Source organism: Streptomyces sp. NPDC052042, from assembly GCF_044548345.1.
Lineage (GTDB): Bacteria > Actinomycetota > Actinomycetes > Streptomycetales > Streptomycetaceae > Streptomyces.
In genome coordinates this window covers 757,131-783,160 of the sequence record NZ_JBIUBU010000001.1, presented here as the reverse complement: position 1 = coordinate 783,160, position 26,030 = coordinate 757,131, and the positions used below count along the sequence as shown (strand labels likewise).

Genomic DNA, 26,030 nt, shown 5'->3' with positions numbered 1-26,030 from the left:
TGGTCCATCTGTCAGTCTGTCGTTGTCGTCAGGGCGTCCAGCGAGAACAGACAGCAACGAGAACAGCCAGAGCGAGAACAGGTCAGGAGCTGCACCGTGGGGTCCATTCCCTTGCAGCGGGACATCGTTCAGCGTCCCGGTATCACCGTCGGCCGTGCGGATGAACGGCCGGTGGCCCGTACATCTCTGCCCGGAAACCTCCTTGCCCCTTCCGCCGGTCGCCGGTTCGTGCGGGCCGCGCTCACCGAGTGGACCGAGCTCGGACTGCCCGCGGCCGCGGGCCTGGGTGAGCGTCTGGCCGACGACGCCTCGGTCGTCGCCAGCGAACTGGTCACCAACGCGGTCGTCCATGCCGGGACCGACGTGGAGCTGCTGTGCCGACTGGAGGAGGCCACCGAGGACGAGGCCGCGGCCCTGGTGCTGGAGGTCTCCGACCGCCACCCCGCCCGAGCCGTGCGCGGTGAACACCCGCAGGACGGCGGCCCGGCGGACGACGGCTCCACCGGCGGTACCGCGCCCACCGACCCGGCCGAGTACGGTCGCGGGCTCCAGCTCGTCGGCACCCTCGCCGAGCGCTGGGGCATCACCTACCGCACCGGTCTCAAGACAGTCTGGGCCCGGCTTCCCGTCGACGACTGGAACCCCTTCCCCGAACCGCCCGCCGAGACCGGATTCCAGCAGGGGCTGCGCGCCGCCGAACTGCTCGCCCCCACCGCCCGGCGTGCCCTGCGCGACGACGCGGACTGGGCCGGCCGGGGCGCGCTGTCATTCCTCGCCGAGGCGTCGGACCTGCTCGCCGGTCAGCTCGACGAGGACATCGTCGCGGCGCTCTCCGGGCAATTACTGGTTCCCAGGCTCGCCGACTGGTGCGCGATATGGCTGGAGCCGGAGAACGGAGGCCCGGCGGCCGTGCCCCGGCTCGCCAGCGTCTGGCATCGGGACGAGGCCGAGACCGGGCCTCTGCGCGCGGTGCTCGAACAGGACGCCATCCGGCTGCCCGAACGGGTCGGCACCGGTCCCGTCTGCCTGCCCTGGCCCTGGAGCGAGGAGGGGGAGAAAGAAGAGGAAGCGGAGCCCGAGGCGCACACCGGCTCCGCCCTCGCCTACCGCATCGCGTCGGGCGGCCGCACCCTCGGCGCCGTCCTCCTCGGCCGGGAGGGGGAGGGGCGCGTTCCCGACGAGGTGACCGCGCTGATCGAGGACTTCGTGCGCCGGGTGGGGCTCGCCGTCGGTGCCGCTCGCGCCTACACCCGGCAGGCCACCATCAGCCGCATCCTGCAGCGGGCGCTGCTCCCCGGCAAGGTCGCCGACATACCCGGTGTGACCAGCGCGCTGGTCTACGAACCCAGCGACGACGGGGTCGTCGGCGGCGACTTCTACGACATCTTCCCGTGCCCCGGCGACCGCTGGTGCTTCGTCCTGGGCGACGTCCAGGGCAGCGGCCCCGAGGCCGCCGTCGTCACCGGCCTCGCCCGGCCCTGGCTGCGGCTGCTGGCCCGGGAGGGCTTCGGCGTCGGCGAGGTGCTGGACCGGCTCAACCGGCTGCTCCTCGACGACGCGATGGAGGCCGCCGAGGCCGCCGCCCTCATGGTGGCCGCGGCCGGGGGCCAGCAGACCGCGGACACCGGGCAGTCCCGCTTCCTCTCCCTGCTGTACGGGGAGCTCGTACCGCTGCCGGACGGCGGTGTGCGCTGCACCCTGGCCAGCGCCGGCCACCCGCTGCCCCTGCTGCTGAGACCCGACGGCGAGGTGCGCCCGGCCGCCGAGCCGCAGATGCTGCTCGGGCTCTTCGACGACGTCGCGTACGAGAGCCAGAGCTTCGACCTGGCGCCGGGCGACAGCCTGCTGTGCGTCACGGACGGAGTGACCGAGCGGCGGTCCGGGACGCTGATGTTCGACGACGGAGACGGCCTGGCCAAGGCGCTGGCCGACTGCGCGGGCCTGTCGGCGCACGGCATAGCGGACCGGATCAAACGGGCCGTGCACGAGTTCGCCGAGCGCCCGCCGGACGACGACCTGGCGCTGCTGGTGCTCCGGGCGGGGTGAGCGCGGGCCCCGTCGTCGTGGGCGTGCGTCGTGGGCATGGCCGGGCGGTCCCGGCCGACGGGTGACAATGGACGGTATGCCTTCCGTACTGCCCGATGGTGAACGCGTGCCCGACGACGGGGCGCTGCCCCGCCATGCCCTGGAAGGCGCCGCCGGCCGCCCGCTCGGCTTCTACCTCCACGTGCCCTACTGTGCGACCCGCTGCGGCTACTGCGACTTCAACACCTACACCGCGACCGAGCTGCGTGGTTCCGGCGGCGCCCTGGCCTCCCGGGAGAACTACGCCGCCCATCTGATCGGCGAGGTCCGCCAGGCCCGCAAGGTCCTCGGCGACGACCCGCGCCGGGTCCGCACGGTCTTCGTCGGGGGTGGGACACCGACCCTGCTGCCCGCCGCCGATCTGGTCCGGATGCTGAGCGCGATCCGCGACGAGTTCGGTCTCGCGGACGATGCCGAGATCACCACCGAGGCCAACCCGGAATCCGTCGGTCCGGCGTATCTCGCCGAACTGCGTGAGGGTGGCTTCAATCGGATCTCGTTCGGCATGCAGAGCGCCCGGAAGCACGTACTGGAGATCCTGGACCGCACGCACACCCCCGGACGGCCGGAGGCGTGTGTCGCCGAGGCGCACGCGGCGGGCTTCGACCACGTCAACCTCGACCTGATCTACGGCACGCCCGGCGAGTCCGACGACGACTGGCAGGCCTCGCTGGAGGCGGCGATCGGGGCCGGTCCGGACCATGTGTCGGCGTACGCGCTGATCGTCGAGGAGGGCACCGGCCTGGCCCGGCGCATCCGGCGCGGTGAGATCCCGATGACCGACGACGACGTCCACGCGGACCGGTACCTGATCGCGGAAGAGGCGCTGTCCGGGGCGGGCTTCTCCTGGTACGAGGTGTCGAACTGGGCCCGTACGCCGGAGGGCCGCTGCCTGCACAACGAGCTGTACTGGCGCGGGGCCGACTGGTGGGGCGCCGGCCCCGGGGCGCACAGCCACGTCGGCGGTGTGCGCTGGTGGAACGTGAAGCATCCGGGGGCGTACGCGCAGGCGCTGGCCGAGGGGCGCTCGCCCGGCGCCGGGCGCGAGCTCCTCTCCGCCGAGGACCGGCGCGTCGAGCGGATCCTGCTGGAACTGCGCCTCGCGGACGGCTGCCCGTTGTCCCTGCTGAAGCCGGCCGGGCTGGCCGCGGCGGAACGGGCGGTCGAGGACGGGCTGCTGTGGCGTGAGCCGTACGGGCAGGGGCGCGCGGTGCTCACCCTGCGCGGGCGGCTGCTGGCCGATGCGGTGGTGCGGGACCTGGTGGACTGAGAGGGCGGGTGGCCGGGCGCGGGTGCGCCCCGGTGGGCCGCGCCTCCGAATCCGGCCCTACAGGGACCGGGGGCCGTCCGCCCGTTCCGTGACCGGGCTCGGCCCCTCAAACGCCGGATTCGGGGGCCGTCACGAAGTCGATCAGATGTTCCACCGAGCCCAGCAGAGTCGGCTCCAGGTCCCGGTACGAGCGCACCGAGGACAGGATGCGCTGCCAGGCGGCGCCGGTGTTCTCCTCCCAGCCCAGTGCCCGGCACACCCCGGTCTTCCAGTCCTGGCCGCGCGGCACCACCGGCCAGGAGGCGATGCCCACGGACGACGGCTTCACCGCCTCCCACACGTCGATGTAGGGGTGGCCGACCACCAGGACGTTCGCGTCCGACACCTGTTCCGCGATCCGGGACTCCTTGGAGCCGGGGACCAGGTGGTCCACCAGGACGCCGAGCCGGGCGTCCGGGCCGGGGGAGAACTCGCGCACGACGGCGGGAAGGTCGTCGACGCCCTCCAGGTACTCGACGACCACGCCCTCGATCCGCAGATCGTCGCCCCAGACCCGCTCGACCAGTTCGGCGTCGTGCCGGCCCTCCACATAGATCCGCCCCGCGCGGGCGACCCGGGCGCGCGCCCCGGGGACCGCGAGCGAACCGGAGGCCGTGCGCGCGGGGCGTGCCGGGGCCGCCGCCTTCGGCCGCACCAGCGTGACCACGGTGCCCTCCAGCAGGAAGCCGCGCGGTTCCATCGGGAAGACCCGGTGCTTGCCGAAACGGTCCTCCAGGGTCACCGTCGGCCCCTGGGCCGTCTTCTCGCAGCGGATGACCGCGCCGCAGAACCCGGTGGAGACCTCCTCCACGACCAGATCGGTTTCGGCGGGGACCTCGGGGACGGGGGCGGACCTCTTCCACGGCGGGGTCAGGTCCGGCTGGTAGCTGCGCATCGCACGACGATAGGACGGGAACGGCTCACGACACGCCGAAGGCCCCGCCTTCCCGCCATCCTTCAGACGCCCGCCGGCCCTCCGTGCAGCGCCGCCAGCCGGTCGCGCTGGTCCCGGACGAACGCGGCGTCCACCACCGCCCCGTGCCCCGGCACGTACACAGCGTCCTCGCCGCCCAGTGCCAGCAGCCGGTCCAACGCGGCCGGCCAGCGGGCCGGGACCGCGTCCGGGCCGGCCTGCGGTTCGCCGGACTCCTCGACCAGGTCGCCGCAGAACACCACGGTGGGGGAGCCGGGGACCACTGCCACCAGATCGTGGCCGCTGTGCGCGGGACCCAGATTCGCCAACAGCACCCGACGGCCGCCGCCCAGATCGAGCGTCAGCTCGTCGCGCACCTCGTGACGCGGCGCCACCAGCGCCGCGGCGGCCTCGGCCGCGTCGGGCCCGGGCACCCCGTGGCGCACCGCGTCGTCGCGCAGGGCGGCCGCCCCGTCCCCGCTGCCGAGCAGGTCCGTCAGGCCGGCCGCGCCGTACACCCGGACGTCCCCGGCCTCCCGGGTGCCCGGGAACGCCGCGGTGCCCAGGACATGATCGAAATGGGGGTGGCTGAGTGCGATATGCGTCACCTCCCGGCCGAGCAGGGCCCGTGCCCCGTCCCGGATCCCGGCGCCCTCGCGGAGCGTGGACCCGGTGTCGAGGAGCAGCACGCCCCGCGCACCCGCCACCAGCGCGGTCGTCGCGTCCCAGCCGGGAAGGCGGCGCCGGCCCATACCGTGACCGATCCGCTCCCAGCCGAACTCTTCCCAAGAGGTGTCCATACCGGGACGCTATCGGCAACGGCCCGCGTGGTCTCGCGACCGCGTGGCCGGTCACCCTTGCTAGGCCCCCAGTCGACCGCCGTACACTGACCGGGGGGTGGCTGGCACTCGGGCCGACAGAGTGCCAGGAGGACCCCTGGGGAAGGAACCGGGCACGGCCCCGGAACCGTCGATGAAACCACCTGGAGGTGCGCGCAATGCTCAGCGAACGCAGACTCGAAGTGCTGCGCGCCATCGTTCAGGACTACGTGGGGACCGAGGAGCCCGTCGGTTCCAAGGCACTCACCGAGCGGCACAAGCTCGGGGTCTCCCCGGCGACCGTTCGCAACGACATGGCGGTCCTGGAGGACGAGGGCTTCATCGCCCAGCCCCATACCAGCGCCGGCCGTATCCCCACGGACAAGGGCTACCGGCTCTTCGTCGACAGGCTCGCGGGCGTCAAGCCCCTCTCGTCGCCGGAGCGCCGCGCCATCCACAACCTCCTCGACGGCGCGGTCGACCTCGACGACGTCGTGAGCCGCACCGTCCGGCTGCTCGCCCAGCTGACCCGGCAGGTCGCCATCGTGCAGTACCCCTCGTTGACCCGGTCGACGGTGCGGCACGTGGAACTGCTCTCGCTGGCCCCCGCCCGGCTGATGCTCGTGCTGATCACGGACACCGGCAGGGTCGAACAGCGCATGATCGACTGCCCCGGCCCGCTCGGCGAGGCCGTGCTGGCCGATCTGCGGGCCCGCCTCAACAGCCGGGTCGTCGGACGCCGTTTCTCGGACGTCCCGCAGTTGGTGCAGGACCTGCCGGAATCCTTCGAGAGCGAGGACCGGGGGGCCGTGTCCGCCGTGCTCTCCACCCTGCTCGAAACCCTGGTCGAGGACACGGAGGAGCGCCTGATGATCGGCGGCACCTCCAATCTCACCCGCTTCGGACACGACTTCCCCGTGATGATCCGGCCGGTGCTGGAGGCGCTGGAGGAGCAGGTCGTGCTGCTGAAGCTGCTCGGCGAGGCCACGGACTCGGGCATGACCGTACGTATCGGACACGAGAACCCTCATGAGGGGCTCACCTCCGCGTCCGTCGTCACGGTCGGCTACGGTTCGGGCGACGAGGCCGTCGCCAAACTCGGCGTGGTCGGACCGACCCGCATGGACTACCCCGGAACGATGGGAGCGGTACGCGCAGTGGCACGTTACGTCGGACAGATCCTGGCGGAGTCGTAAGTGGCCACGGACTACTACGCCGTACTCGGCGTACGCCGCGACGCGTCCCAGGACGAGATCAAGAAGGCGTTCCGGAAGCTCGCCCGCGAGCTTCATCCGGACGTGAATCCCGATCCGAAGACCCAGGAGCGGTTCAAGGAGATCAACGCCGCCTACGAGGTGTTGTCGGATCCGCAGAAGAAGCAGGTCTACGACCTCGGCGGCGACCCGCTCTCCGCCTCCGGCGGCGGTGGCGGCGCGGGCGGCTTCGGACAGGGCGGCTTCGGCAACTTCTCCGACATCATGGACGCGTTCTTCGGCACGTCGGCGCAGCGCGGGCCCCGTTCGCGCACCCGGCGCGGCCAGGACGCGATGATCCGGCTGGAGATCGACCTCGCCGAAGCGGCGTTCGGCACCACCAAGGACATCCAGGTCGACACGGCCGTCGTCTGCACCACGTGCAGCGGCGAGGGCGCCGCACCCGGCACCTCCGCCCAGACCTGTGACATGTGCCGCGGACGCGGCGAGGTCTCGCAGGTCACCCGGTCCTTCCTCGGCCAGGTCATGACCTCGCGGCCCTGCCCGCAGTGCCAGGGCTTCGGCACGGTCGTGCCGACCCCGTGCCCGGAATGCGCCGGGGACGGCCGCGTCCGGTCGCGCCGCACGCTCACCGTGAAGATCCCCGCGGGCGTCGACAACGGCACCCGCATCCAACTCGCGGGCGAGGGAGAGGTCGGCCCCGGCGGCGGCCCGGCCGGTGACCTGTACGTGGAGATCCACGAACTGCCGCACCCGGTGTTCCAGCGCCGCGGCGACGATCTGCACTGCACCGTCACCATCCCCATGACGGCGGGCGCGCTCGGCACGAAGGTTCCGCTGGAGACGCTCGACGGCCTGGAGGAGGTCGACATCCGGCCCGGTACCCAGTCCGGCCAGTCGGTCCCGCTGCACGGACGCGGCATCACCCATCTGAGGGGCGGCGGACGCGGCGACCTGATCGTGCACGTCGAGGTGATGACCCCCACGAAGCTCGACGCGGAGCAGGAGCGACTGCTGCGCGACCTGGCGAAGATGCGCGGCGAGGAACGGCCCACCGGCCAGTTCCAGCCGGGCCAGCAGGGCCTGTTCTCCCGGCTGAAGGACGCCTTCAACGGCCGCTGACGGGGCTGGGGCGCACGGGGTCGTTCCGTGCGCCCCTTCGTGCCCTTCCGCGGTCTTCGTGTGCCGTTCTCCCGCCGCCGGAGAACGGCGCACGGCCGCGTCCCCGTGCACGCCGGGGCGCACAAGTCGTGACACGATGCGGTCATGTCATCCGTGTTGACCGGTCTCTGCCGGTATCCGATCGTGCAGGCGCCGATGGCGGGAGGCGCGTCCCGCCCGGAGCTCGCCGCCGCCGTCTCGGAAGCGGGCGGGCTGGGCTTCCTCGCCGCCGGATACAAGACGGCCGACGGCATGTACAACGAGATCAAGCGGCTGCGCACGCTGACGGGCCGGCCCTTCGGCGTCAATCTCTTCATGCCGCAGCCCGCCGTCGCCGACCCGAGCGCCGTCGACGTGTACCGGCAGCAGCTCGCGGGCGAGGGCTCCTGGTACGAGACCCCGCTCGGCGACCCGGACTCCGCCGGGGGCGACGACGGCTACGAGGCCAAGCTCGCCGTACTCCTGGACGCCCCCGTCCCGGCCGTCTCGTTCACCTTCGGCTGCCCGACCCGCGACACCCTCGACGCGCTCGCCGGCGTCGGCACGTACACCATCGTGACGGTGACCACGCCCGAGGAGGCCCAGGCGGCCCAGTGGGCGGGCGCCGACGCGGTCTGCGTGCAGGGCGTGGAAGCGGGCGGACACCAGTCCACCCATCGCGACGACCCGCTGAACGACGGCACCGGCATCGGCCTGCTCTCCCTGGTGGCCCAGGTGCGGGACACCGTGGAGTTGCCGATCGTCGCCGCGGGCGGGCTGATGCGCGGTTCCCAGATCGCCGCGGTACTCGCCGCGGGCGCCCAGGCGGCGCAGCTCGGCACGGCGTTCCTCGTCTGCCCGGAGTCGGGCGCGCACCCGCTGCACAAGCAGGCGCTGACCAACCCGCTGTTCGCGGGGACCGTCCTGACCCGGGCGTTCTCCGGCCGCCCCGCCCGCGGCCTGGTCAACCGCTTCATCCGCGAGCACGGCCCCTACGCCCCCGCCGCCTACCCCCAGATCCACTACCTGACCGCCGGACTGCGCAAGGCGGCGGCCGCGTCCGGGGACGCCCAGGGCATGGCGCTGTGGGCGGGGCAGGGCCACCGGATGGCCCGCGAGCTGCCCGCCGGACGGCTGATCGGCCTGCTCGCCGAGGAACTGGACGCCGCACGGACGGCGCTGAACGCAGGGAGCACGCGGTGACCGCACCGGTCTTCGTCGTCGAACAGGTCCCCGAAGGGCCCGAGTTCGTCCTGGACGGGCCCGAGGGGCGGCACGCCGTCGCGGTGAAGCGGCTGCGCCCCGGCGAGGGCGTCGTGCTGACGGACGGCCACGGCCACTGGGTGGAAGGCGTCGTGGGCGCGGCCGAGGGCAAGGACCGGCTCGTCGTCACCGGCCTGGCGGGCGTCCACGAGGAACCGCCGCCCGCCCCGCGGATCACCGTCGTCCAGGCCCTGCCCAAGGGCGACCGGGGCGAGGTCGCCGTGGAGACAATGACGGAGACCGGTGTCGACGCGATCGTGCCTTGGCAGGCATCGCGCTGCATCACCCAGTGGAAGGGCGACCGCGGCCTCAAGTCCCTGGCGAAATGGCGCACCACCGCCCGGGAGGCGGGCAAGCAGTCGCGCCGGGTGCGCTTCCCCGAGGTCGCCGACGCGCTGACGACCAAACAGGCCGCCGCGCTCCTGGCCGCGGCGGACTTTGCCGCCGTCCTGCACGAGGAACGCGACCACGACAGCGAACCGCTGGCCACCGTCCAACTCCCCGCCCAGGGCGAGATCGTGCTCGTCGTCGGCCCCGAGGGCGGGGTGTCGCCGGACGAACTGGCCGTCTTCGCCGCGGCGGGCGCCCGCACCTGCCGCCTCGGCACGAGCGTGCTGCGCACCTCGACGGCGGGCACGGCGGCGACGGCCCTGCTGATGGGGCGCACCGGCCGCTGGTCATGAGCGCCCTTCCGCGCGCCGGTGTCACCCCCGAAGAGGCCGCAAGCCGTCTATCGTCTCTCGGGCGAACGGTGGGAAGCTGCCCTTATGGGGACAACAAGGGCATACTCCCGCAAGGGAATCCGTCGCTTTCTGACCGTGTCCGTACTCACCAGCGCGGCGGTCGCGGGGCTGGCCGCCTGTGACCCGGCGGGCGGGCTGAACTCCGCGTCCATCGCCGTGACCACCGACCGCGCCGGCACCAGCGCCCTGGAGCGCAACGGCGTCGACGTGCGCTGGCTGAGCTGCTCGGCCGGTGTCGACGGCCTCGGCACGGCCAGGGCGGGGGACGCGTCGCCCGCCGCCCACGCACCCCGGACCGGGCACGTCGAGTGCACCGGAAGGACCGGGAGCGGGCAGGACATCTCGATCAGCGGCAGGGTGACGCAGGCGCTCCACGGGCGGTGCGTGCGGGGCGATCTCACCGCGAGGGCCGACGGCAGGGACGTGTTCCGGACGGACGTGCTCGGCGACTGCGACGCCAGGCCGACGTTCGGTGCGGTGTACCCGCCCGGGAACAGCGGCCAGGGCGGCGCCCGGCCCGCGGTGACCGTGACGGTCACGGTCACCGGCGCACCCTGGGACAAGTGACCGGAAAACGGCCTGCGCTCGACGCGCCGCGCCCCGCCACGCCGGTCCGCGACCGCCGCGGCACGCCGCCACAGGCGCCCGACGCACTCCGGCCAACCCGGTACCGCCGAGCACGACCGCGGCCTAGGGTGATCGGTGTGACGCAGTCTGCCTACCTCCGATACCCCCATGTCCAGGGCGATCTGATCGCCTTCACCGCCGAGGACGACGTCTGGCTGGCACCGCTCGACGGCGGCCGGGCCTGGCGCGTCAGCGCCGACAACCGGCCCGTCAGCCATCCGCGGATATCCCCCGACGGAACACGGGTCGCCTGGACGTCCACACGGGACGGGGCACCCGAGGTGCACATCGCCCCCCTCGACGGCGGCCCGTCCCAGCGGCTCACCTACTGGGGCGACGCCCGCACCTCCGTACGCGGCTGGACGCCGGAGGGCGACGTACTGGCCCTCAGCGCTCACGGGCAGGCATCGCCGAGACGCAGTTGGGCCTGGGCCGTCCCGGTCGACGGCGGGTCCGGACAGGCTCTGCCGTACGGGCCGGTCGGCTCCCTCGCGCACGGGCCCGGCGGACGGGTCCTGCTGCTCTCGGCCACCATGGGGCGCGAGGCCGCCACCTGGAAGCGCTACCGGGGCGGCACCGCGGGCAAGTTGTGGATCGCCCGGGAGGAAGCGGCCGACGGGGCCGCGGAGTTCATACGCGTCCACGAGGACCTCGACGGCAACATCGAGGCCCCGATGTGGGTGGGCGACCGCATCGCCTTCCTCTCCGACCACGAGGGCGTCGGAGCGGTCTACTCCTCTCTCCCCGACGGCTCCGATCTGCGCCGCCACACCGGCGTCGAGGGCTTCTACGCCCGCCACGCGACCACCGACGGCAGCCGCGTCTGCTACGCCTCGGCCGGTGAACTGTGGCTGCTGGACGACCTCGACGGGGCCGAGCCCCGCCGCCTCGACATCCGGCTCGGCGGCCAGCGCGCCGACCTCCAGCCCCACCCCCTGCACGCCGGCGGCCATCTCGAAAGCGCGTCCCCGGACCGCACCGGACGCGGCAGCGCGGTCGCCACGCGCGGCGCCGTCCACTGGGTCACCCACCGCGACGGCCCGGTCCGCGCGCTCGCCGTCGAACCCGGCGTACGGGCCCGGCTGCCCCGCACCTTCCAGGCCGACGGCGACCAGTACGTCGTCTGGGTCACCGACGCCGAGGGCGACGACGCACTGGAGTGCGCCCCCGCCACGGGCACCGCACCGGGCGCCGTGCCCCGCCGGCTCGCCGCGGGCCGCCTCGGCCGGGTCCTCGGCCTCGCCGCGGCACCGGACGGCAGCCGGTTCGCCGTCGCCGCGCACGACGGGCGGGTGCTGGTCGTCGAGCGCGAGAGCGGAGAGGTCCACGAGGTGGACCGCAGCGAACACGGCGACGCCTCCGGCCTCGTCTTCTCGCCCGACTCCGCCTGGCTCGCCTGGTCGCACCCCGGGCCCGATCCGCTCCGCCAGCTCAAGCTGGCCCATCTCGCCGACCTGTCGGTGGCCGAGGCCACCCCGCTGCGCTTCCGGGACTTCGCCCCCGCGTTCACCCCCGACGGCAAGCACCTCGCCTTCCTCTCCGAGCGCTCCTTCGACCCGGTCTACGACGCCCACGTCTTCGACCTGGCGTTCATCGGCGCCTGCCGCCCGTACCTGCTGACACTCGCCGCCACCACGCCCTCCCCGTTCGGACCGCAGCGCCACGGCCGCCCGACCGAGAAGGAGAAGGGCGGCGGGGACGGTGAGGACAACCCGACCGCGCTGCCCGTCACCCGCATCGACCTCGAAGGGCTCGCCGACCGGATCGTGCCCGTGCCGGTCGAGGCCGCCAGGTACTCCACGCTGCGCGCCGCGAAGGACGGGCTGCTGTGGCTGTGCCACCCGGTGACCGGGGTGCTCGGCACCAGCGGGGCCACCCCCGACTCCCGGGAGCCCGAGACCGTTCTGGAGCGGTACGACCTGGAGAAGCTGCGCTGCGAGGAACTCGCCTCCGACGTCAGCGGTTTCGCGGTCAGCGGCGACGGCCGGCGCCTGGTCCTGCACACCCGGGGCAAGCTGCGCGTCGTGCCGTCCGACAGCCGGGCCCCGGCCGCGGACGACGACCACGACGGCGACACGAGCATCACCGTCGACCTCACCCGGATCCGCCGCACGCTCGACCCGGCCGCCGAATGGCGCCAGATGTACGACGAGGCCGGGCGCATCATGCGGGACCACTTCTGGCGCCCCGACATGAGCGGCGTCGACTGGGACGCGGTCCTGGACCGCTACCGCCCGGTGCTGGAGCTCGTCGCCACCCACGACGACCTGGTGGACCTGCTGTGGGAGGTACAGGGCGAACTCGGCACCTCCCACGCCTATGTGACGCCCCCCGCCTGGTGGCGCGACGAGTCCGCCCGCCAGGGACTGCTCGGCGCGGACATCTCCCGTACGGACGAGGGCGCCTGGCGCATCGACCGCATCCTGCCGTCGGAGACCTCCGACCCCAGGGCCCGTTCGCCGCTCGCCGCCCCGGGGGTGGCGGTCCGCGTCGGGGACACCGTCCTGGCCGTCGACGGATACCCGGTCGACCCGGTGACCGGGCCGGGCCCGCTGCTCACCGGCTCGGCCGGCAAACCGGTCGAACTGACGGTCTCGCCCGTGGACGGCGGCGATCCGCGCCACGTCGTCGTCGTACCCGTCGCCGACGAGGAGGCGCTGCGCTACCACGCGTGGGTCGCCGACCGCCGGGCGTACGTCCACGAGCGGTCCGGCGGACGCCTGGGCTACCTCCACGTCCCCGACATGATCGGCTCGGGCTGGGCGCAGCTCCACCGCGACCTGCGCGTCGAGGTGGCCCGCGAGGGCCTGATCGTGGACGTCCGGGAGAACCGCGGCGGCCACACCTCGCAGCTGATCGTGGAGAAGCTCGGCCGACGCATCGTCGGCTGGGACGTGCCGCGCGGCATGCGGCCCACCAGCTACCCGGAGGACGCGCCGCGCGGGCCGGTGGTCGCCGTCGCCGACGAGTTCTCTGGCTCGGACGGCGACATCGTGAACGCCGCGATCAAGGCGCTGGGCATCGGCCCGGTGGTCGGCACGCGCACCTGGGGCGGTGTGATCGGCATCGACAGCCGGTACACCCTCGTCGACGGGACGCTGGTCACCCAGCCCAAGTACGCGTTCTGGTTCGAGAACTACGGCTGGGGCGTGGAGAACCACGGGGTCGACCCCGACGTCGAGGTCGTGATGACCCCGCAGGACCGCGCGGCGGGACGCGACCCGCAACTGGACGAGGCGATCCGGATCGCACTGGCGTCGCTGGCCGAGACACCGGCCAAGCGCGCGCCGGAACGGCCCGGGGCGTAGCGCCTCCGGGGCGGTCCGGATCATCCGGACCGCCCCGGCCCGTTCCGGCCGGAACCGTCCGTGCCCCACCGGGCCGGCGGGCGCTCCCGGCCGCCCCGTTACCATGCCGTACAGCGATCACCACCCCACAGCGACCAGCACCGACCGAGGAGCCGCGCCCATGGCGGGAGAACCGCAGCCCGACTGCCTGTTCTGCAAGATCGTTTCGGGTGACGTCCCGGCGACCATCGTCCGGGAGACCGAGACCACCGTGGCCTTCCGGGACATAAACCCCCAGGCACCCACCCACGTCCTCGTCATCCCGCGCCTCCACCACCCGGACGCAGCCTCCCTCGCCGCCGCCGCGCCGGAGATCGCAGCCGACATACTCCGCGAGGCGGGGCATGTCGCCGCCGACGAGAAGATCGTGGAGACCGGATACCGGATCGTCTTCAACACCGGGTCCGGCGCCGGACAGACCGTGTTCCACGCGCACGCCCATGTCCTGGGCGGCCGCGGCATGCAGTGGCCCCCCGGCTGAGGGCTGTCCCGTCACGCCGCCCGGCACTTGCGCTCGCACGGCGGCGGAGCGCCCTCGTACCGGACGTACGAGGGCGGCTCCGGCAACGCGACGAGCGACCGGGTCCGCCCTGCGAGAGCGGAGCCGAGAGCCCCGGGAAGTGCCGGACGCCGCGCAGCAGGCGGCAGTTCGAAGACACGGCCCCCGGGGCCGCCCTGGGCACCGGGAACACGGGAACGAGCGAGAACACACCATGTCCGTACGCGAATTCGTGGTCCTCGGCACCGCCAGCCAGGTCCCGACCCGACACCGCAACCACAACGGCTACCTGCTGCGCTGGGACGGCGAGGGCATCCTCTTCGACCCCGGCGAGGGCACCCAGCGCCAGATGCTGAGGGCCGGTGTCGCCGCGCACGACCTCGACCGGATCTGCGTCACGCACTTCCACGGCGACCACTCGCTCGGCCTGGCCGGGGTGATCCAGCGGATCAACCTCGACCAGGTGCCGCACCCGGTCACCGCGCACTACCCGGCGAGCGGCCGGCGCTTCTTCGAACGGCTGAGGTATGCGACCGCCTACCGCGAGACCGTCGAACTGACCGAGGCGCCGGTGGCCGCCGACGGCGTGCTCGCCGTCACGGACGCGTACACGCTCAGCGCCCACCGCCTCTCGCACCCCGTCGAGTCGTACGGCTACCGGCTCGTCGAGCCCGACGGCCGCCGCATGCTGCCCGACCGCCTCGCCGCGCACGGCATCGAGGGACCCGACATCGGCCGGATCCAGCGCGAGGGCGCCCTCGGCGGCGTCACGCTCGACGACGTCTCCGAGCACCGGCCCGGCCAGCGGTTCGCGTTCGTCATGGACACCCGGCTCTGCGACGGCGTCCACGTCCTGGCCGAGGGATGCGACCTGCTGGTCATCGAGTCGACCTTCCTCGACGAGGACGAACGGCTCGCCGCGGATCACGGCCATCTGACCGCCGGACAGGCGGCCCGGGTCGCCCGGGACGCGGGCGTGCGGCATCTCGTGCTGACCCACTTCTCCCAGCGGTACGACGACCCGGCCGTCTTCGAGACCCAGGCCCGCGCCGCCGGGTTCGAGGGCGGGCTGACCATCGCCCGGGACCTCGACCGGATCCCCGTGCCCACCCGGCACCACCCGTCATGACGGCCTTCGCGCCCCCGCGCGGCCGTGGCCTGCCCGGCACCGCCGTAGCCTGAGGGCGGCCCGGCAGTCGCCGGTCGACGAGCACCGTCCCTTTGTGAGCGAGAAACCGTGCACCACATCCCCAAGGCCGAACTCCACCTCCACATCGAGGGAACCCTCGAACCCGAGCTGGCCTTCGTACTCGCCGCACGCAACGGCGTGCGGCTGCCGTACGCGGACACCGAGGAGCTCCGCACCGCCTACCTCTTCGACGACCTGCAGAGCTTCCTCGACCTGTACTACGCACTGATGGCGGTGCTGCGGACCGAGCGGGACTTCGAGGAGCTCGCCGACGCCTACCTCGCCCGCGCCGCGGCCCAGGGCGTCCGGCACGCGGAGATCTTCTTCGACCCGCAGGCGCACACCGCCCGGGGCGTTTTGATCGGCACCATCGTCGAGGGACTCGGCCGGGCGCTGGACCGCAGCGAGGAGAAGCACGGCGTCTCCACCCAGCTGATCATGTGCTTCCTGCGCGACCGGTCCGCCGAGTCGGCCATGGAGACCCTGGAGTCCGCGAAGCCGTACCTGCACCGGATCAGCGCCGTCGGCCTCGACTCCGCGGAGGCCGGGCACCCGCCCGCCAAGTTCCGCGAGGTGTACGAGGCGGCCGGGGCGCTCGGCCTGCGCAAGGTCGCCCACGCCGGAGAGGAGGGCCCCGCCGCGTACGTCCGGGAGGCCCTGGACGTCCTCGGCGTCGAGCGGATCGACCACGGGCTGCGCTGCATGGAGGACCCGGAGCTGGTGGAGCGGCTGGTCGCGGAGCGTGTTCCGCTCACCCTCTGTCCGCTGTCCAACGTGCGGCTGCGCGCCGTCGACACCCTGGAGCAGCACCCGCTGCCGCAGATGATGGCGGCCGGGCTGCGCTGCACGGTGAACTCCGACGACCCCGCCTACTTCGGCGGCTACGTCGGGGACACCTTCCACGCCGTCCATGAGGCGCTCGGCCTGGACCGGGAGCAACTGCGCACGCTGGCGCGCAACTCCTTCGAGGCCGCCTTCCTCGACCAGGACGAGGAGCGCAGGGCGCGCTACCTGGCCGAGGTCGAGGCGTACGCGTTCGACTGAGCGGCCCCGCCCGACGGGCCGGCCGTCCGGAACGCGTCCCGGTCCGGAGGGCCGCCGCGCAGCGCGGGCGGACTGATCTCCGCGACGGCCTGCTCCGGCGCCCCCATCTCGGGCACCGGACCGGGCACCGCGCCGGTGCTGGCGGCGAGCAGCGCGGCCGGGGCACCGCCCCTGCGGCGCACCGCTCCCGGCAGCAGCGGGCGGCCACCGGTGTGCAGGGCGACGGCCGTGAACGGGACCGCGATCAGGAGCGTGAGGCAACCGAGCAGCAGGCCCATGACCGGGTACCCGGCCCGCTCGGACAGCACACTGCCGAGCACCGGCCCGCAGGCCACGCCGACGGACGAGGCGGAGCCCGCGAGGACCGCCCACCGGCCGCGCACGTCCAGGGACGCGGCCAGGCCGATCAGATACGACAGGACCACCGGGTAGAAGGTGTTCCACAGGACCTCACCGGTCGCGAACGAGCCGAGGCTCCCGGCCGACGAGCTGAGCACGATGCTCGCCGCGATGATCACCGTGCCCAGACCGATCGGCACCGCCCGGCCGAGCCTGGCCCCCAGCACCCCGGCGCCCGTCACCCCGAGCAGGCCCGCGCCGAGCGCGGCGGCGAACACCGCTCCGACGGTCACCTCGGAGAGCCCGACCTGGACCGTGCCGATCCGGCCGCTGACGCCCCACAGCGCGTTCTGCGCCATGGACCAGACGAGCATGCCGCCGGCCAGCACCAGGCCGGAGCGGCGGTGCGGCAGCCGACGGGCGACGGGGGCGGCGGGCTCGCCGCGGCCGGCTCCGCCGAGCCGGGCGGTGGCGGGCCAGACCAGCAGCGCGACCAGGGCGATGGAGGCGAACGGCAGCCGGTGGCCGCCGCCGAGGTGCGGGATCGTCAGATAGAGGGCGCCCGCCGTCGCGGAGACGCTCAGCAGACCGAGCGAGGAGGTCCGGTGCGGGTCCTGCCGTGCGGCGATGCCCGCCGCGGCCACCGCGACCGCCGTACCGGAACCGAGACCGCCGACCACCACGCCGACGACCACCAGAGGTACGGAGCCGGCCAGCGCCGCACAGCCGTAGCCCGTCGCCGCGAGCACCAGCCCGGCGCGGGCGGCCCTGCGCGGCCCCCAGGACTCGACCCGGCCGGCCAGGGTGAACCCGGCGATCGCCGAACTCAGCAGCAGGGCACTGCCCACCAGACCGGCCCGGGCGGTGCCCAGGCCCAGATGGGCGGAGAGCCGCCCGACGACGGTGGGGAGCAGATAGGCGGCGAGGTAGCCGGCGGTGAAGACGGCGACCAGGGGCCACGCGGCGCGAGGGCGCGGGGACATGGGCGTTCCTGAGGACACGAGGGCATGCCGAGGACGGCAGGGAGACGGAAAGGTGGTGCGGGGGGAGGTAAGGGGCACGTGTCGGCAAGAGGTGCCAACCGGGCTCGCGGGCCAATTTGTATCAACCGCCTCCGGCTCCCAGGAAGTCGCCAAGATGTGATACGGGTCACAAATTGGTTTGCGTTTCCGGCGGCCGGGTAGAAGTGCGCGTTTTCGCAGGTAGAAGCCAGGGTGGAGGTGTGGAAGCTCGGGAGGAAGCGGTGTGAACCCCTCCGGTCGATGGCCGGGATCAGGCACACTGGCGAGATCTGCCACGACCGGGGAGTGCAAGGTGAGCGCGGACATGCCGAACATCGACCCGCTGGACGGGATGCGCGCCCCGCAGGACCCCGACTGCGACGTCTTCCTCACCGGCACGGTCTTCCTCGACATCATCTTCACCGGCCTGGACAGCGCCCCGGTCCGGGGCACCGAGTCCTGGGCGCGCGGCATGGGCTCCAGCCCCGGCGGGGTCGCCAACATGGCCACCGCGCTGGCCCGGCTGGGGCTGCACACCTCGCTGGCCGCGGCGTTCGGCGACGACCACTACGGGGAGTACTGCTGGGACGCCCTGGCGTACGGCGAGGGCATCGACCTGTCCATGTCGCACACGGTCCCCGGCTGGCACTCGCCGGTGACCGTGTCGATGGCGTACGAGGGCGAGCGGACGATGGTCTCGCACGGTCACGAGGCACCGCCTCCCGCGATCGCCCCGGGCACGCGCGGGGCGGCGGGCTCCGCGAGCGTTCCCGGCCCCGCGGGAGCCGTCGGCGCCGCGCCGCCCGCCGGAGGAGCCGCGTTCCCGTGCTGCCCGCCCCGAGCCCGGGCCGCCGTCGCCTCGCTCGTCCCCGGGCGCGGCGAGCCGTGGGTCGCCGCGGCGGCCCGGAACGGTGCCCGGATCTTCGCCGACGTCGGCTGGGACGACTCCGGCCGCTGGGACCTGGACGCCCTGGCCGACCTGGAGCACTGCCGGGCGTTCCTGCCCAACGCCGAGGAGGCCATGCGCTACACGCGCACCGACTGCCCGCGCGCCGCCGCCCACGCCCTGGCCGAGCGGGTGCCGCTCGCCGTGGTCACCCTCGGTGCGGAAGGTGCGTACGCGGTGGACGCGGCGAGCGGGGCGAGTGCCGAGGTGCCCGCCATCGAGGTCGAGGCGCTGGACCCGACCGGGGCCGGTGACGTCTTCGTCGCCGGATTCGTCACCGGCACCCTGGCGGACTGGCCGCTGGCCGACCGGCTGGCCTTCGCCGGGCTGACCGCCGCGCTCTCCGTGCAGGAGTTCGGGGGTTCGCTGTCGGCCCCGGGCTGGGACGAGATCGCCGCCTGGTGGCAGCGGGTGCGCACCTTCCCCGACCAGGACCCGGCGGCGCTGAGGCGGTACGCGTTCCTGGAGGATCTGCTGCCGGCCGCCGCCCGGCCCTGGCCGCTGCGCCGGGCCGTACCGACGATCGGCTTCCGCCACCCGGCGTGAACACCGGTACACACGTTCGTGACGGGTACGAAAAAGCTCTCGGTGTTGTCCGAACCAGGCCGTAGGCTTGGTAATCGAGAGGTTGTCGATCGGCGAGAACCCCGCAGCGGGAGGTATGTGCAGGCCACAGCGCCGGCCCATGACGCAGACACCCATAGCCCAGACCCCCGCGCCCGAGCAGGCGCGAGCCCAGTTCACCGTTCCGGCCAAGCACCCGATGGTGACCGTACTGGGCTCCGGCGACTCCTTGTTGCGCGTGATCGAGAAGGCGTTCCCCGCAGCCGACATCCATGTGCGGGGCAATGAGGTCAGCGCCGTCGGAGAGCCGAGGGAAGTCGCTCTCGTCCAACGCCTGTTCAACGAAATGATGCTGGTGCTCCGCACCGGTCAGCCGATGACGGAGGACGCAGTGGAACGCTCGATCGCCATGCTCAGGGCGAGCGAGAGCGGTGAGGGCGACGCCCAGGAGACCCCGGCCGAGGTGCTCACGCAGAACATCCTCTCCAGCCGCGGTCGCACCATCCGCCCCAAGACGCTCACCCAGAAGCGGTACGTCGACGCCATCGACAAGCACACGGTCGTCTTCGGCATCGGTCCGGCGGGCACCGGAAAGACCTACCTCGCCATGGCGAAGGCGGTCCAGGCCCTCCAGTCCAAGCAGGTCAACCGGATCATCCTGACCCGTCCCGCGGTCGAGGCGGGCGAACGCCTCGGCTTCCTGCCGGGCACCCTCTACGAGAAGATCGACCCGTATCTGCGCCCGCTCTACGACGCGCTGCACGACATGCTCGACCCGGACTCGATCCCCCGGCTCATGGCGGCGGGCACGATCGAGGTCGCGCCGCTCGCCTACATGCGCGGCCGGACGCTGAACGACGCCTTCATCATTCTGGACGAGGCCCAGAACACCAATCCCGAGCAGATGAAGATGTTCCTCACCCGCCTCGGCTTCGACTCGAAGATCGTCATCACCGGTGACGTCACCCAGGTCGACCTGCCGAACGGCACCAAGAGCGGTCTGCGCCAGGTCCAGGACATCCTGGACGGCGTGGAGGATGTGTACTTCTCCCGGCTCACCTCCCACGACGTCGTCCGGCACAGGCTCGTCGGCCGTATCGTCGACGCGTACGAGAAGTACGACAGCCGAAACAGCCACCACGGGAAGTAGTCGCAGCGCGCCATGTCGATCGACGTCAACAACGAGTCCGGAACCGAGGTCGACGAGCGGGCGATCCTCGACATCGCCCGCTACGCGCTCGCGCGGATGCGGATCCACCCCCTCTCCGAGCTCTCGGTGATCGTGGTGGACGCCGATGCCATGGAGCACCTCCACATCCAGTGGATGGACCTGCCGGGGCCGACGGACGTCATGTCCTTCCCGATGGACGAACTCCGCCCGCCGTCGAAGGACACCGAGGAGCCCCCGCAGGGGCTGCTCGGTGACATCGTGCTCTGCCCCGAGGTCGCGAAGAGGCAGGGCGAAGAGGCACCGACCCAGCACTCCATGGACGAGGAGCTCCAGCTGCTCACCGTCCACGGGGTGCTGCACCTCCTCGGGTACGACCACGAGGAGCCGGACGAGAAGGCCGAGATGTTCGGCCTGCAGGCGGCGATCGTCGATGGCTGGCGCGCCGAGCAGGGGCTCGCGGGCCCCTCGCCCGCGCCGACGATCTCGTGAGCGTTCCCCTTGTCCTGGGCGCCGTCCTGCTGGTCGTCGTCGGCTGGCTGGCGGCCTGTGCGGAGGCGGGCATCGCCCGCGTGTCCAGCTTCCGGGCCGCCGAGGCGGTCCGCTCCGGGCGGCGCGGCAGCCGGAAGCTGGAGCAGGTCGCGGCGGACCCGACCCGCTACCTCAACGTCGCCCTGCTGGTGCGGGTCGCCGCCGAGATGTCGGCCGGCGTCCTCGTCACGTACGCCTGCCTCCAGGAGTTCCCGAAGACCTGGGAGGCGCTGGCCGTCGCCATGGCCGTGATGGTCCTCGTCTCCTACGTCGCCATCGGCGTCTCGCCGCGCACCATCGGCCGCCAGCACCCGCTGAACACCGCCACGGCCGCGGCGTACGTGCTGCTGCCACTGGCCAGGGTCATGGGCCCGGTCCCGCAGCTGCTGATCCTCATCGGGAACGCGCTGACGCCCGGCAAGGGCTTCCGCAAGGGGCCGTTCGCCAGCGAGGCCGAGCTGCGGGCGATGGTCGACCTCGCCGAGGCGGAGTCGCTGATCGAGGACGAGGAGCGGCGCATGGTCCACTCCGTCTTCGAACTGGGCGACACGCTCGTGCGCGAGGTCATGGTGCCGCGCACCGACCTGGTCTGCATCGAGCGTTACAAGACGATCCGGCAGGCGTTGACCCTGGCCCTGCGTTCCGGTTTCTCGCGCATCCCGGTCACCGGGGAGAACGAGGACGACATCGTCGGCATCGTGTACCTCAAGGACCTGGTCCGCAAGACGCACATCAACCGCGAGTCGGAGGCCGACCTGGTCTCCACGGCGATGCGGCCGGCGGTGTTCGTGCCCGACACGAAGAACGCCGGTGGCCTGCTGCGCGAGATGCAGCAGGAGCGCAACCACGTCGCCGTCGTGATCGACGAGTACGGCGGCACGGCGGGCATCGTCACCATCGAGGACATCCTTGAGGAGATCGTCGGCGAGATCACCGACGAGTACGACCGGGAACTCCCGCCCGTCCAGGAGCTGGAGAACGGCTGCTACCGGGTGACCGCCCGCCTCGACATCGGTGACCTGGGGGAGCTGTTCGACCTCGGCGAGTACGACGACGAGGACGTGGAGACGGTCGGCGGACTGCTGGCGAAGGCGCTGGGGCGGGTGCCGATCGCCGGTGCCTCCGCAGTGGTCGATCTGCCGGACGGGCGGCGGATCCGGCTGACCGCCGAGTCCACGGCGGGGCGCCGGAACAAGATCGTCACGGTGCTGGTGGAGCCCGTGGAGCCGGAGGGGGAGAAGAAGGAGTGACCCCGCAGCAGCTGAGGGACTTCTGCCTGGAGTTCAACGCGAGCGTCGAGGAGTTCCCCTTCGGCCCGGAGATCTCCGTCTTCAAGGTGCTCGGCAAGATGTTCGCGCTCAGCACGCTGGACGCGCGCCCGCTGGCGGTGAACCTCAAGTGCGACCCCGACGACGCGGTGCGGTTGCGGGAGGAGTACGAGGCGGTGGCGCCGGGCTGGCACATGAACAAGCGCCACTGGAACACCGTGACGGTCTCCGGGGTGCCGGACCGGCTGCTGCGTGAACTGATCGAGGACTCCTACGACCTGGTGGTGGCGGGACTGCCCAGGGCGCAGCGGCTGCGGCTGGACCGGGCGTAGGGAGCGCGGGAAGGGGCGTGTTGCGGGGCTCGTATGCTCGGCACATGACTGAGAGCACCGACCTGGGCCCCGAGGACCGCAAGATCATCACCCTGGCACGCAGCGCCCGTGCCCGCAACGGCGTGCCGGAGGGCGCGGCCGTCCGGGACGAGACCGGACGCACCTACGTCGCGGGCACGGTACGGCTGGAGTCGCTGAAGCTCAGCGCGCTCCGGACCGCCGTGGCGATGGCGGTGGCCAGTGGCGCCACATCGCTGGAGGCGGCGGCGGTCGTCTCCGAGGCCGAGACCCCGTCGGACGAGGACCGTGCCGCGGTACGGGACCTGGGCGGTCCGGCGACCCCGGTGCTGCTCGCCGGGCCCGACGGCGCACTGCGGGTCAGCGTGACGGCGGGCTGACGCCGCACCGGCGACGGGCTCGGGCGAGACCCTGGTGCCGCTCCCGGCTACGTCTGCCTCGCTGCGGCGCCCGGCACTTCCCCGAGCTCTCGGCTCCGCTCGGGCAGGGGAGACCCCATGGCTCGCCGTGTCGGGCGAAAGCCCACGTAGCCCTTCCCCGGGGCTCTCGACTTCGTTCGAGCGGGGGGAGACCCCATCCGAGGGCGATCTCGAACGGATCCCGTCCGAGCTGCTGCCTGGGCAGCGGGTGCGGCTGACTGAGCGGTGGGTCGGCGCCCCTGGCTGGAATGGGGCGGGAGCGAGCTGACCGCGAGCGCCCGAGACACCCGGGAGTCCGCCTCCTCCCGTACAACGCGCTGCCCCGGGTGGTGGCCGGGGTCCTGTTGGTGGCCGTCGCCGCCGGCAGGGCGGGCTTCTGGTTGCGGATCCGCCGGCGCCGGGCTCCCCGCATCCGGGCTCGCAGCGTCCGCGCTCTCAGCACCCGCGCCCTCGGCGCCTGAGCGCGGAGCGCCCGAGTCCCGGCCCCGGAGCCCTCGGCGCCCGCGCCGGGAACGCCCGCGCCGGCGGCACCCGACAGGCCCGCCGTGCCCCGTGGTGCGGCGGGGCCTCCGGGATCGGGGAGAATGGGCGCCATGAGCGTTCGACCTGACACAGAAGCCGCCGCACAGCAGGGCGCGGACCACGCACCCCATCGGGCCGGCTTCGCCTGCTTCGTGGGCCGCCCCAATGCGGGCAAGTCCACCCTCACGAACGCTCTGGTCGGCCGGAAGGTGGCGATCACCTCCAACCGGCCCCAGACCACCCGCCACACCGTGCGCGGCATCGTGCACCGCGAGGACGCGCAGCTCGTCCTGGTCGACACGCCCGGCCTGCACAAGCCGCGGACGCTGCTGGGCGAGCGGCTCAACGACATCGTGCGGACCACCTGGGCCGAGGTCGATGTCATCGGCTTCTGCCTGCCCGCCGACCAGAAGCTCGGCCCCGGCGACCGGTTCATCGCCAAGGAGCTCGCGGGCATCAAGAAGACCCCGAAGATCGCCATCGTCACCAAGACCGACCTCGTCGACTCCAAGCGGCTCGCCGAACAACTCCTCGCCGTCTCCCGCCTCGGCGAGGAACTCGGCTTCGAGTGGGCGCAGATCGTCCCGGTGTCGGCGGTCAAGGACAGCCAGGTCGGCCTGCTGGCCGATCTCATTGCCCCGCTGCTCCCGGAGAGCCCCCCGCTCTACCCGGAGGGCGACCTCACCGACGAGCCCGAGATGGTCATGGTCGCCGAGCTGATCCGGGAGGCCGCGCTCGAAGGCGTGCGCGACGAACTGCCGCACTCCATCGCCGTCGTCGTCGAGGAGATGCTGCCGCGCGAGGGCCGCCCGGCGGACCGGCCGCTGCTCGACATCCACGCCAACGTCTTCATCGAGCGCCCCAGCCAGAAGGGCATCATCATCGGCCCGAAGGGCAGGCGGCTGAAGGAAGTCGGTACGAAGTCCCGCAAGCACATCGAGGCTCTGCTCGGCACGCCCGTCTTCCTGGACCTGCATGTGAAGGTCGCCAAGGACTGGCAGCGCGACCCCAAGCAGCTCCGGAGGCTGGGCTTCTGACCCCACCCGCGGGCCGGGCCCCGGGGCGGTCGGCCACCGGCGCGGACGTCCGAACCGCACGTCCGGCCAGGACTCGCACCCTCGGTCGTCCGGGACGGCCGGACCGACCGCGGCTCAGGCGCAGGCCCCTCCGGGACCGGCCGACCGGGACCGGCCCCGCCCGAGAACCCGGCTCACGCGCCCTCCTTCAGGACACGTGACACCAGCGCGCGCTGCGCGTCGGTCAGCCGGGGGTCCGCGCAGTGCACCGTACGACCGTCCACCGTGATCCGGTACTGGAAACCGTCCGGCACCCCCCGGGGTGCGGCGCCGTGGTCCGCGGCGAGCGCGGATTCGGCCAGCGCCTCCCACTCCGCGGCATCGGCCCGGCCGGAGGTGTCGATCTGGCCTTGGCGTGCGATGCCGGCGAAGCCGCCGGTCCTGCTGACCTGAATCCGCATGCGGTCTGTCCTCCATCGCCGGGGCGGGCCGGGGCAGGGCCCGATTGTTCTACGTGGCCGGAACGCCCACCTCCGACCATGCCTTCAGCACCGCTTCGGTCGCGTCGCCCGCTCCGAAGCGGTCGCGGGCGGCGGCCACCGTCAGCCGGGCGAAGTCCGTGAAGTTCGCGTCCACGGCCAGTCGGCCACCCGTGAGCACATCGAACCAGATCTGCCCGGCCCGCTCCCAGGCGTTGCCGCCGAGTGCCGTCGCCAGCAGACAGAACGCGCGGTTGGGAATGCCGGAGTTGAGATGCACCCCGCCGTTGTCCTGGCTGGTGTGGATGTAGTCCTCCATCTTCCCCGGCTGGGGGTCCTTGCCGAGCACGTCGTCGTCGTAGGCCGTGCCCGGCTCCTTCATCGAACGCAGCGCCACGCCCTGGACCTCGGGGGCCAGCAGCCCGGCGCCGATCAGCCAGTCCGCCTGGTCCGCGCTCTGGCCCAGCGTGTACTGCTTCACCAGGGAGCCGAAGACGTCGGACATGGATTCGTTGAGCGCGCCGGACTGGCCGTAGTAGCTCAGATTGGCCGTGTACTGGGTCAGCCCGTGCGTCAATTCATGGGCGATCACATCGATCGGAAGAGTGAAGTCCAGGAAGATCTCGCCGTCGCCGTCGCCGAATACCATCTGCTCGCCGTCGAAGAAGGCGTTGTTGTACTTCTCGTCATAGTGCACCGAACCGATCAGCGGCAGTCCGTTGTCGTCGATCGAACGGCGGCCGTACACCTTGAACAGGAGATCGAAGGTGGCGCCAAGTCCCGCGTACGCGCGGTTGACGCTCGCGTCCTGGGTCGGTTCCTCGCCTTCGGCGCGGACCTTGGTGCCGGGCAGCCGGGTGCCGTTGCGGCAGTCGTACAGCGTTCGGTCCGGGGTGTCGGACACCTCGCCCCGGCGCGCGGAGGCGGACGAGGCGGTGACCGTCGTCAGATGGCGGCGGGTGCGGCGGGCGGCGTCGCTCTCCAGCGTGCGCCGGGCGCGGCCGGCGAGATCGGGGTTGTCCGAGCGGGAGAGCTTGTCGAGGACATGAGGCGGCACGATGGTGCAGAAGACGGGGCGGAACCCGTGCTGAGACTGAGACTGCATACCCTCGACTGTGGCAGTACGTAATGGCGTTGTCACCGGTTGCGACGATGATTGACGAAATGGAGTGATCGGCCGTGCCCAGGGGTTTTGGGCGCCCGATTCCGTGCAGTGCACGCGATTCCGTACAGTGC

Annotated in this window: 23 protein-coding genes; 18 read left to right on the top strand and 5 right to left on the bottom strand. The window is 72.7% G+C overall.

Annotated elements, in window-relative coordinates; translation table 11 throughout:
- Window positions 1–111: 111 nt before the first annotated feature.
- Entirely contained in the window at window positions 112–2,046 is a 1,935-nt protein-coding gene (locus tag ACIHCL_RS03395) for a SpoIIE family protein phosphatase (RefSeq protein WP_399857125.1), read from the top strand.
- A gap of 76 nt (window positions 2,047–2,122) precedes the next feature.
- Window positions 2,123–3,355, top strand: coding sequence for a radical SAM family heme chaperone HemW (hemW, locus tag ACIHCL_RS03390; RefSeq protein WP_399856446.1), 1,233 nt, complete (start codon window positions 2,123–2,125; stop codon window positions 3,353–3,355).
- Window positions 3,356–3,461: 106 nt separating this feature from the next.
- Here hemW and ACIHCL_RS03385 read toward each other — a convergent pair whose 3' ends face one another.
- Both ACIHCL_RS03385 and ACIHCL_RS03380 read right to left on the bottom strand, forming a co-directional pair.
- A complete protein-coding gene (locus ACIHCL_RS03385; protein ID WP_399856444.1) occupies window positions 3,462–4,289 on the bottom strand; it encodes a DUF3097 domain-containing protein in 828 nt (275 codons plus the stop codon).
- Between the two features lie 62 nt (window positions 4,290–4,351).
- Complete coding sequence (locus tag ACIHCL_RS03380; protein WP_399856442.1) at window positions 4,352–5,107, bottom strand: MBL fold metallo-hydrolase; 756 nt, start codon at window positions 5,105–5,107, stop codon at window positions 4,352–4,354.
- A gap of 197 nt (window positions 5,108–5,304) precedes the next feature.
- On the opposite strand from ACIHCL_RS03380, the gene hrcA reads away from it, so the two are divergent.
- The 9 genes from hrcA (at window position 5,305) to ACIHCL_RS03335 (ending at window position 16,191) form a co-directional block, all read left to right on the top strand.
- Window positions 5,305–6,321: a heat-inducible transcriptional repressor HrcA gene (gene hrcA / locus ACIHCL_RS03375; RefSeq protein ID WP_399856440.1), complete on the top strand. Its 1,017-nt coding sequence runs from the start codon at window positions 5,305–5,307 to the stop codon at window positions 6,319–6,321.
- On the top strand, window positions 6,322–7,461 hold the full coding sequence (dnaJ, locus tag ACIHCL_RS03370) for a molecular chaperone DnaJ (RefSeq protein ID WP_399856438.1): 1,140 nt from the start codon (window positions 6,322–6,324) through the stop codon (window positions 7,459–7,461).
- A gap of 144 nt (window positions 7,462–7,605) precedes the next feature.
- Window positions 7,606–8,682 carry a nitronate monooxygenase gene (locus tag ACIHCL_RS03365; protein ID WP_399856436.1) on the top strand — a complete coding sequence of 359 codons (1,077 nt, stop codon included), beginning with the start codon at window positions 7,606–7,608 and terminating at the stop codon, window positions 8,680–8,682.
- Window positions 8,679–9,425 carry a 16S rRNA (uracil(1498)-N(3))-methyltransferase gene (locus tag ACIHCL_RS03360; RefSeq protein WP_399856435.1) on the top strand — a complete coding sequence of 249 codons (747 nt, stop codon included), beginning with the start codon at window positions 8,679–8,681 and terminating at the stop codon, window positions 9,423–9,425. The genes ACIHCL_RS03365 and ACIHCL_RS03360 overlap by 4 nt, the downstream gene beginning before the upstream one ends.
- 135 nt (window positions 9,426–9,560) lie before the next feature.
- A complete protein-coding gene (locus ACIHCL_RS03355; protein WP_399856433.1) occupies window positions 9,561–10,052 on the top strand; it encodes a hypothetical protein in 492 nt (163 codons plus the stop codon).
- A gap of 137 nt (window positions 10,053–10,189) precedes the next feature.
- Window positions 10,190–13,420 carry a S41 family peptidase gene (locus ACIHCL_RS03350; protein ID WP_399856431.1) on the top strand — a complete coding sequence of 1,077 codons (3,231 nt, stop codon included), beginning with the start codon at window positions 10,190–10,192 and terminating at the stop codon, window positions 13,418–13,420.
- 160 nt (window positions 13,421–13,580) lie between these two features.
- On the top strand, window positions 13,581–13,940 hold the full coding sequence (locus ACIHCL_RS03345; protein WP_399856429.1) for a histidine triad nucleotide-binding protein: 360 nt from the start codon (window positions 13,581–13,583) through the stop codon (window positions 13,938–13,940).
- Window positions 13,941–14,172: 232 nt separating this feature from the next.
- Complete coding sequence (locus ACIHCL_RS03340) at window positions 14,173–15,087, top strand: ribonuclease Z (RefSeq protein ID WP_399856427.1); 915 nt, start codon at window positions 14,173–14,175, stop codon at window positions 15,085–15,087.
- Window positions 15,088–15,195: 108 nt separating this feature from the next.
- A complete protein-coding gene (locus ACIHCL_RS03335; RefSeq protein ID WP_399856425.1) occupies window positions 15,196–16,191 on the top strand; it encodes an adenosine deaminase in 996 nt (331 codons plus the stop codon).
- Here the strand turns inward: ACIHCL_RS03335 and ACIHCL_RS03330 are convergent.
- Window positions 16,155–17,513, bottom strand: coding sequence for an MFS transporter (locus tag ACIHCL_RS03330; RefSeq protein ID WP_399856423.1), 1,359 nt, complete (start codon window positions 17,511–17,513; stop codon window positions 16,155–16,157). The two genes, ACIHCL_RS03335 and ACIHCL_RS03330, sit on opposite strands and share 37 nt — an antisense overlap.
- 331 nt (window positions 17,514–17,844) lie before the next feature.
- Between ACIHCL_RS03330 and ACIHCL_RS03325 the strand changes: the two genes are divergently transcribed.
- The 7 genes from ACIHCL_RS03325 (at window position 17,845) to era (ending at window position 24,336) form a co-directional block, all read left to right on the top strand.
- Window positions 17,845–19,023 (top strand): carbohydrate kinase family protein, encoded by a 1,179-nt coding sequence (locus tag ACIHCL_RS03325; RefSeq protein ID WP_399856421.1) that lies wholly within the window; start codon window positions 17,845–17,847, stop codon window positions 19,021–19,023.
- Window positions 19,024–19,162: 139 nt separating this feature from the next.
- On the top strand, window positions 19,163–20,191 hold the full coding sequence (locus ACIHCL_RS03320) for a PhoH family protein (RefSeq protein ID WP_399856419.1): 1,029 nt from the start codon (window positions 19,163–19,165) through the stop codon (window positions 20,189–20,191).
- Between the two features lie 12 nt (window positions 20,192–20,203).
- Window positions 20,204–20,701 (top strand): rRNA maturation RNase YbeY, encoded by a 498-nt coding sequence (gene ybeY, locus ACIHCL_RS03315; protein WP_399856417.1) that lies wholly within the window; start codon window positions 20,204–20,206, stop codon window positions 20,699–20,701.
- On the top strand, window positions 20,698–21,990 hold the full coding sequence (locus ACIHCL_RS03310) for a hemolysin family protein (RefSeq protein ID WP_399856415.1): 1,293 nt from the start codon (window positions 20,698–20,700) through the stop codon (window positions 21,988–21,990). Before ybeY ends, ACIHCL_RS03310 begins: the two co-directional genes overlap by 4 nt.
- Window positions 21,987–22,340 (top strand): MmcQ/YjbR family DNA-binding protein, encoded by a 354-nt coding sequence (locus ACIHCL_RS03305; protein ID WP_399856414.1) that lies wholly within the window; start codon window positions 21,987–21,989, stop codon window positions 22,338–22,340. Before ACIHCL_RS03310 ends, ACIHCL_RS03305 begins: the two co-directional genes overlap by 4 nt.
- Before the next feature lie 44 nt (window positions 22,341–22,384).
- Window positions 22,385–22,738, top strand: a complete 354-nt coding sequence (locus ACIHCL_RS03300) for a cytidine deaminase (protein ID WP_399856413.1) — start codon at window positions 22,385–22,387, stop codon at window positions 22,736–22,738.
- 623 nt (window positions 22,739–23,361) lie between these two features.
- Window positions 23,362–24,336 (top strand): GTPase Era, encoded by a 975-nt coding sequence (gene era, locus ACIHCL_RS03295; protein WP_399856411.1) that lies wholly within the window; start codon window positions 23,362–23,364, stop codon window positions 24,334–24,336.
- Between the two features lie 173 nt (window positions 24,337–24,509).
- On the opposite strand, the gene ACIHCL_RS03290 is transcribed toward era, so the two are convergent.
- Together ACIHCL_RS03290 and ACIHCL_RS03285 are read right to left on the bottom strand one after the other, a co-directional pair.
- Window positions 24,510–24,776 carry a protealysin inhibitor emfourin gene (locus tag ACIHCL_RS03290; RefSeq protein ID WP_399856410.1) on the bottom strand — a complete coding sequence of 89 codons (267 nt, stop codon included), beginning with the start codon at window positions 24,774–24,776 and terminating at the stop codon, window positions 24,510–24,512.
- Window positions 24,777–24,825: 49 nt separating this feature from the next.
- Window positions 24,826–25,899: a M4 family metallopeptidase gene (locus tag ACIHCL_RS03285; protein WP_399856408.1), complete on the bottom strand. Its 1,074-nt coding sequence runs from the start codon at window positions 25,897–25,899 to the stop codon at window positions 24,826–24,828.
- Window positions 25,900–26,030: the final 131 nt, after the last annotated feature.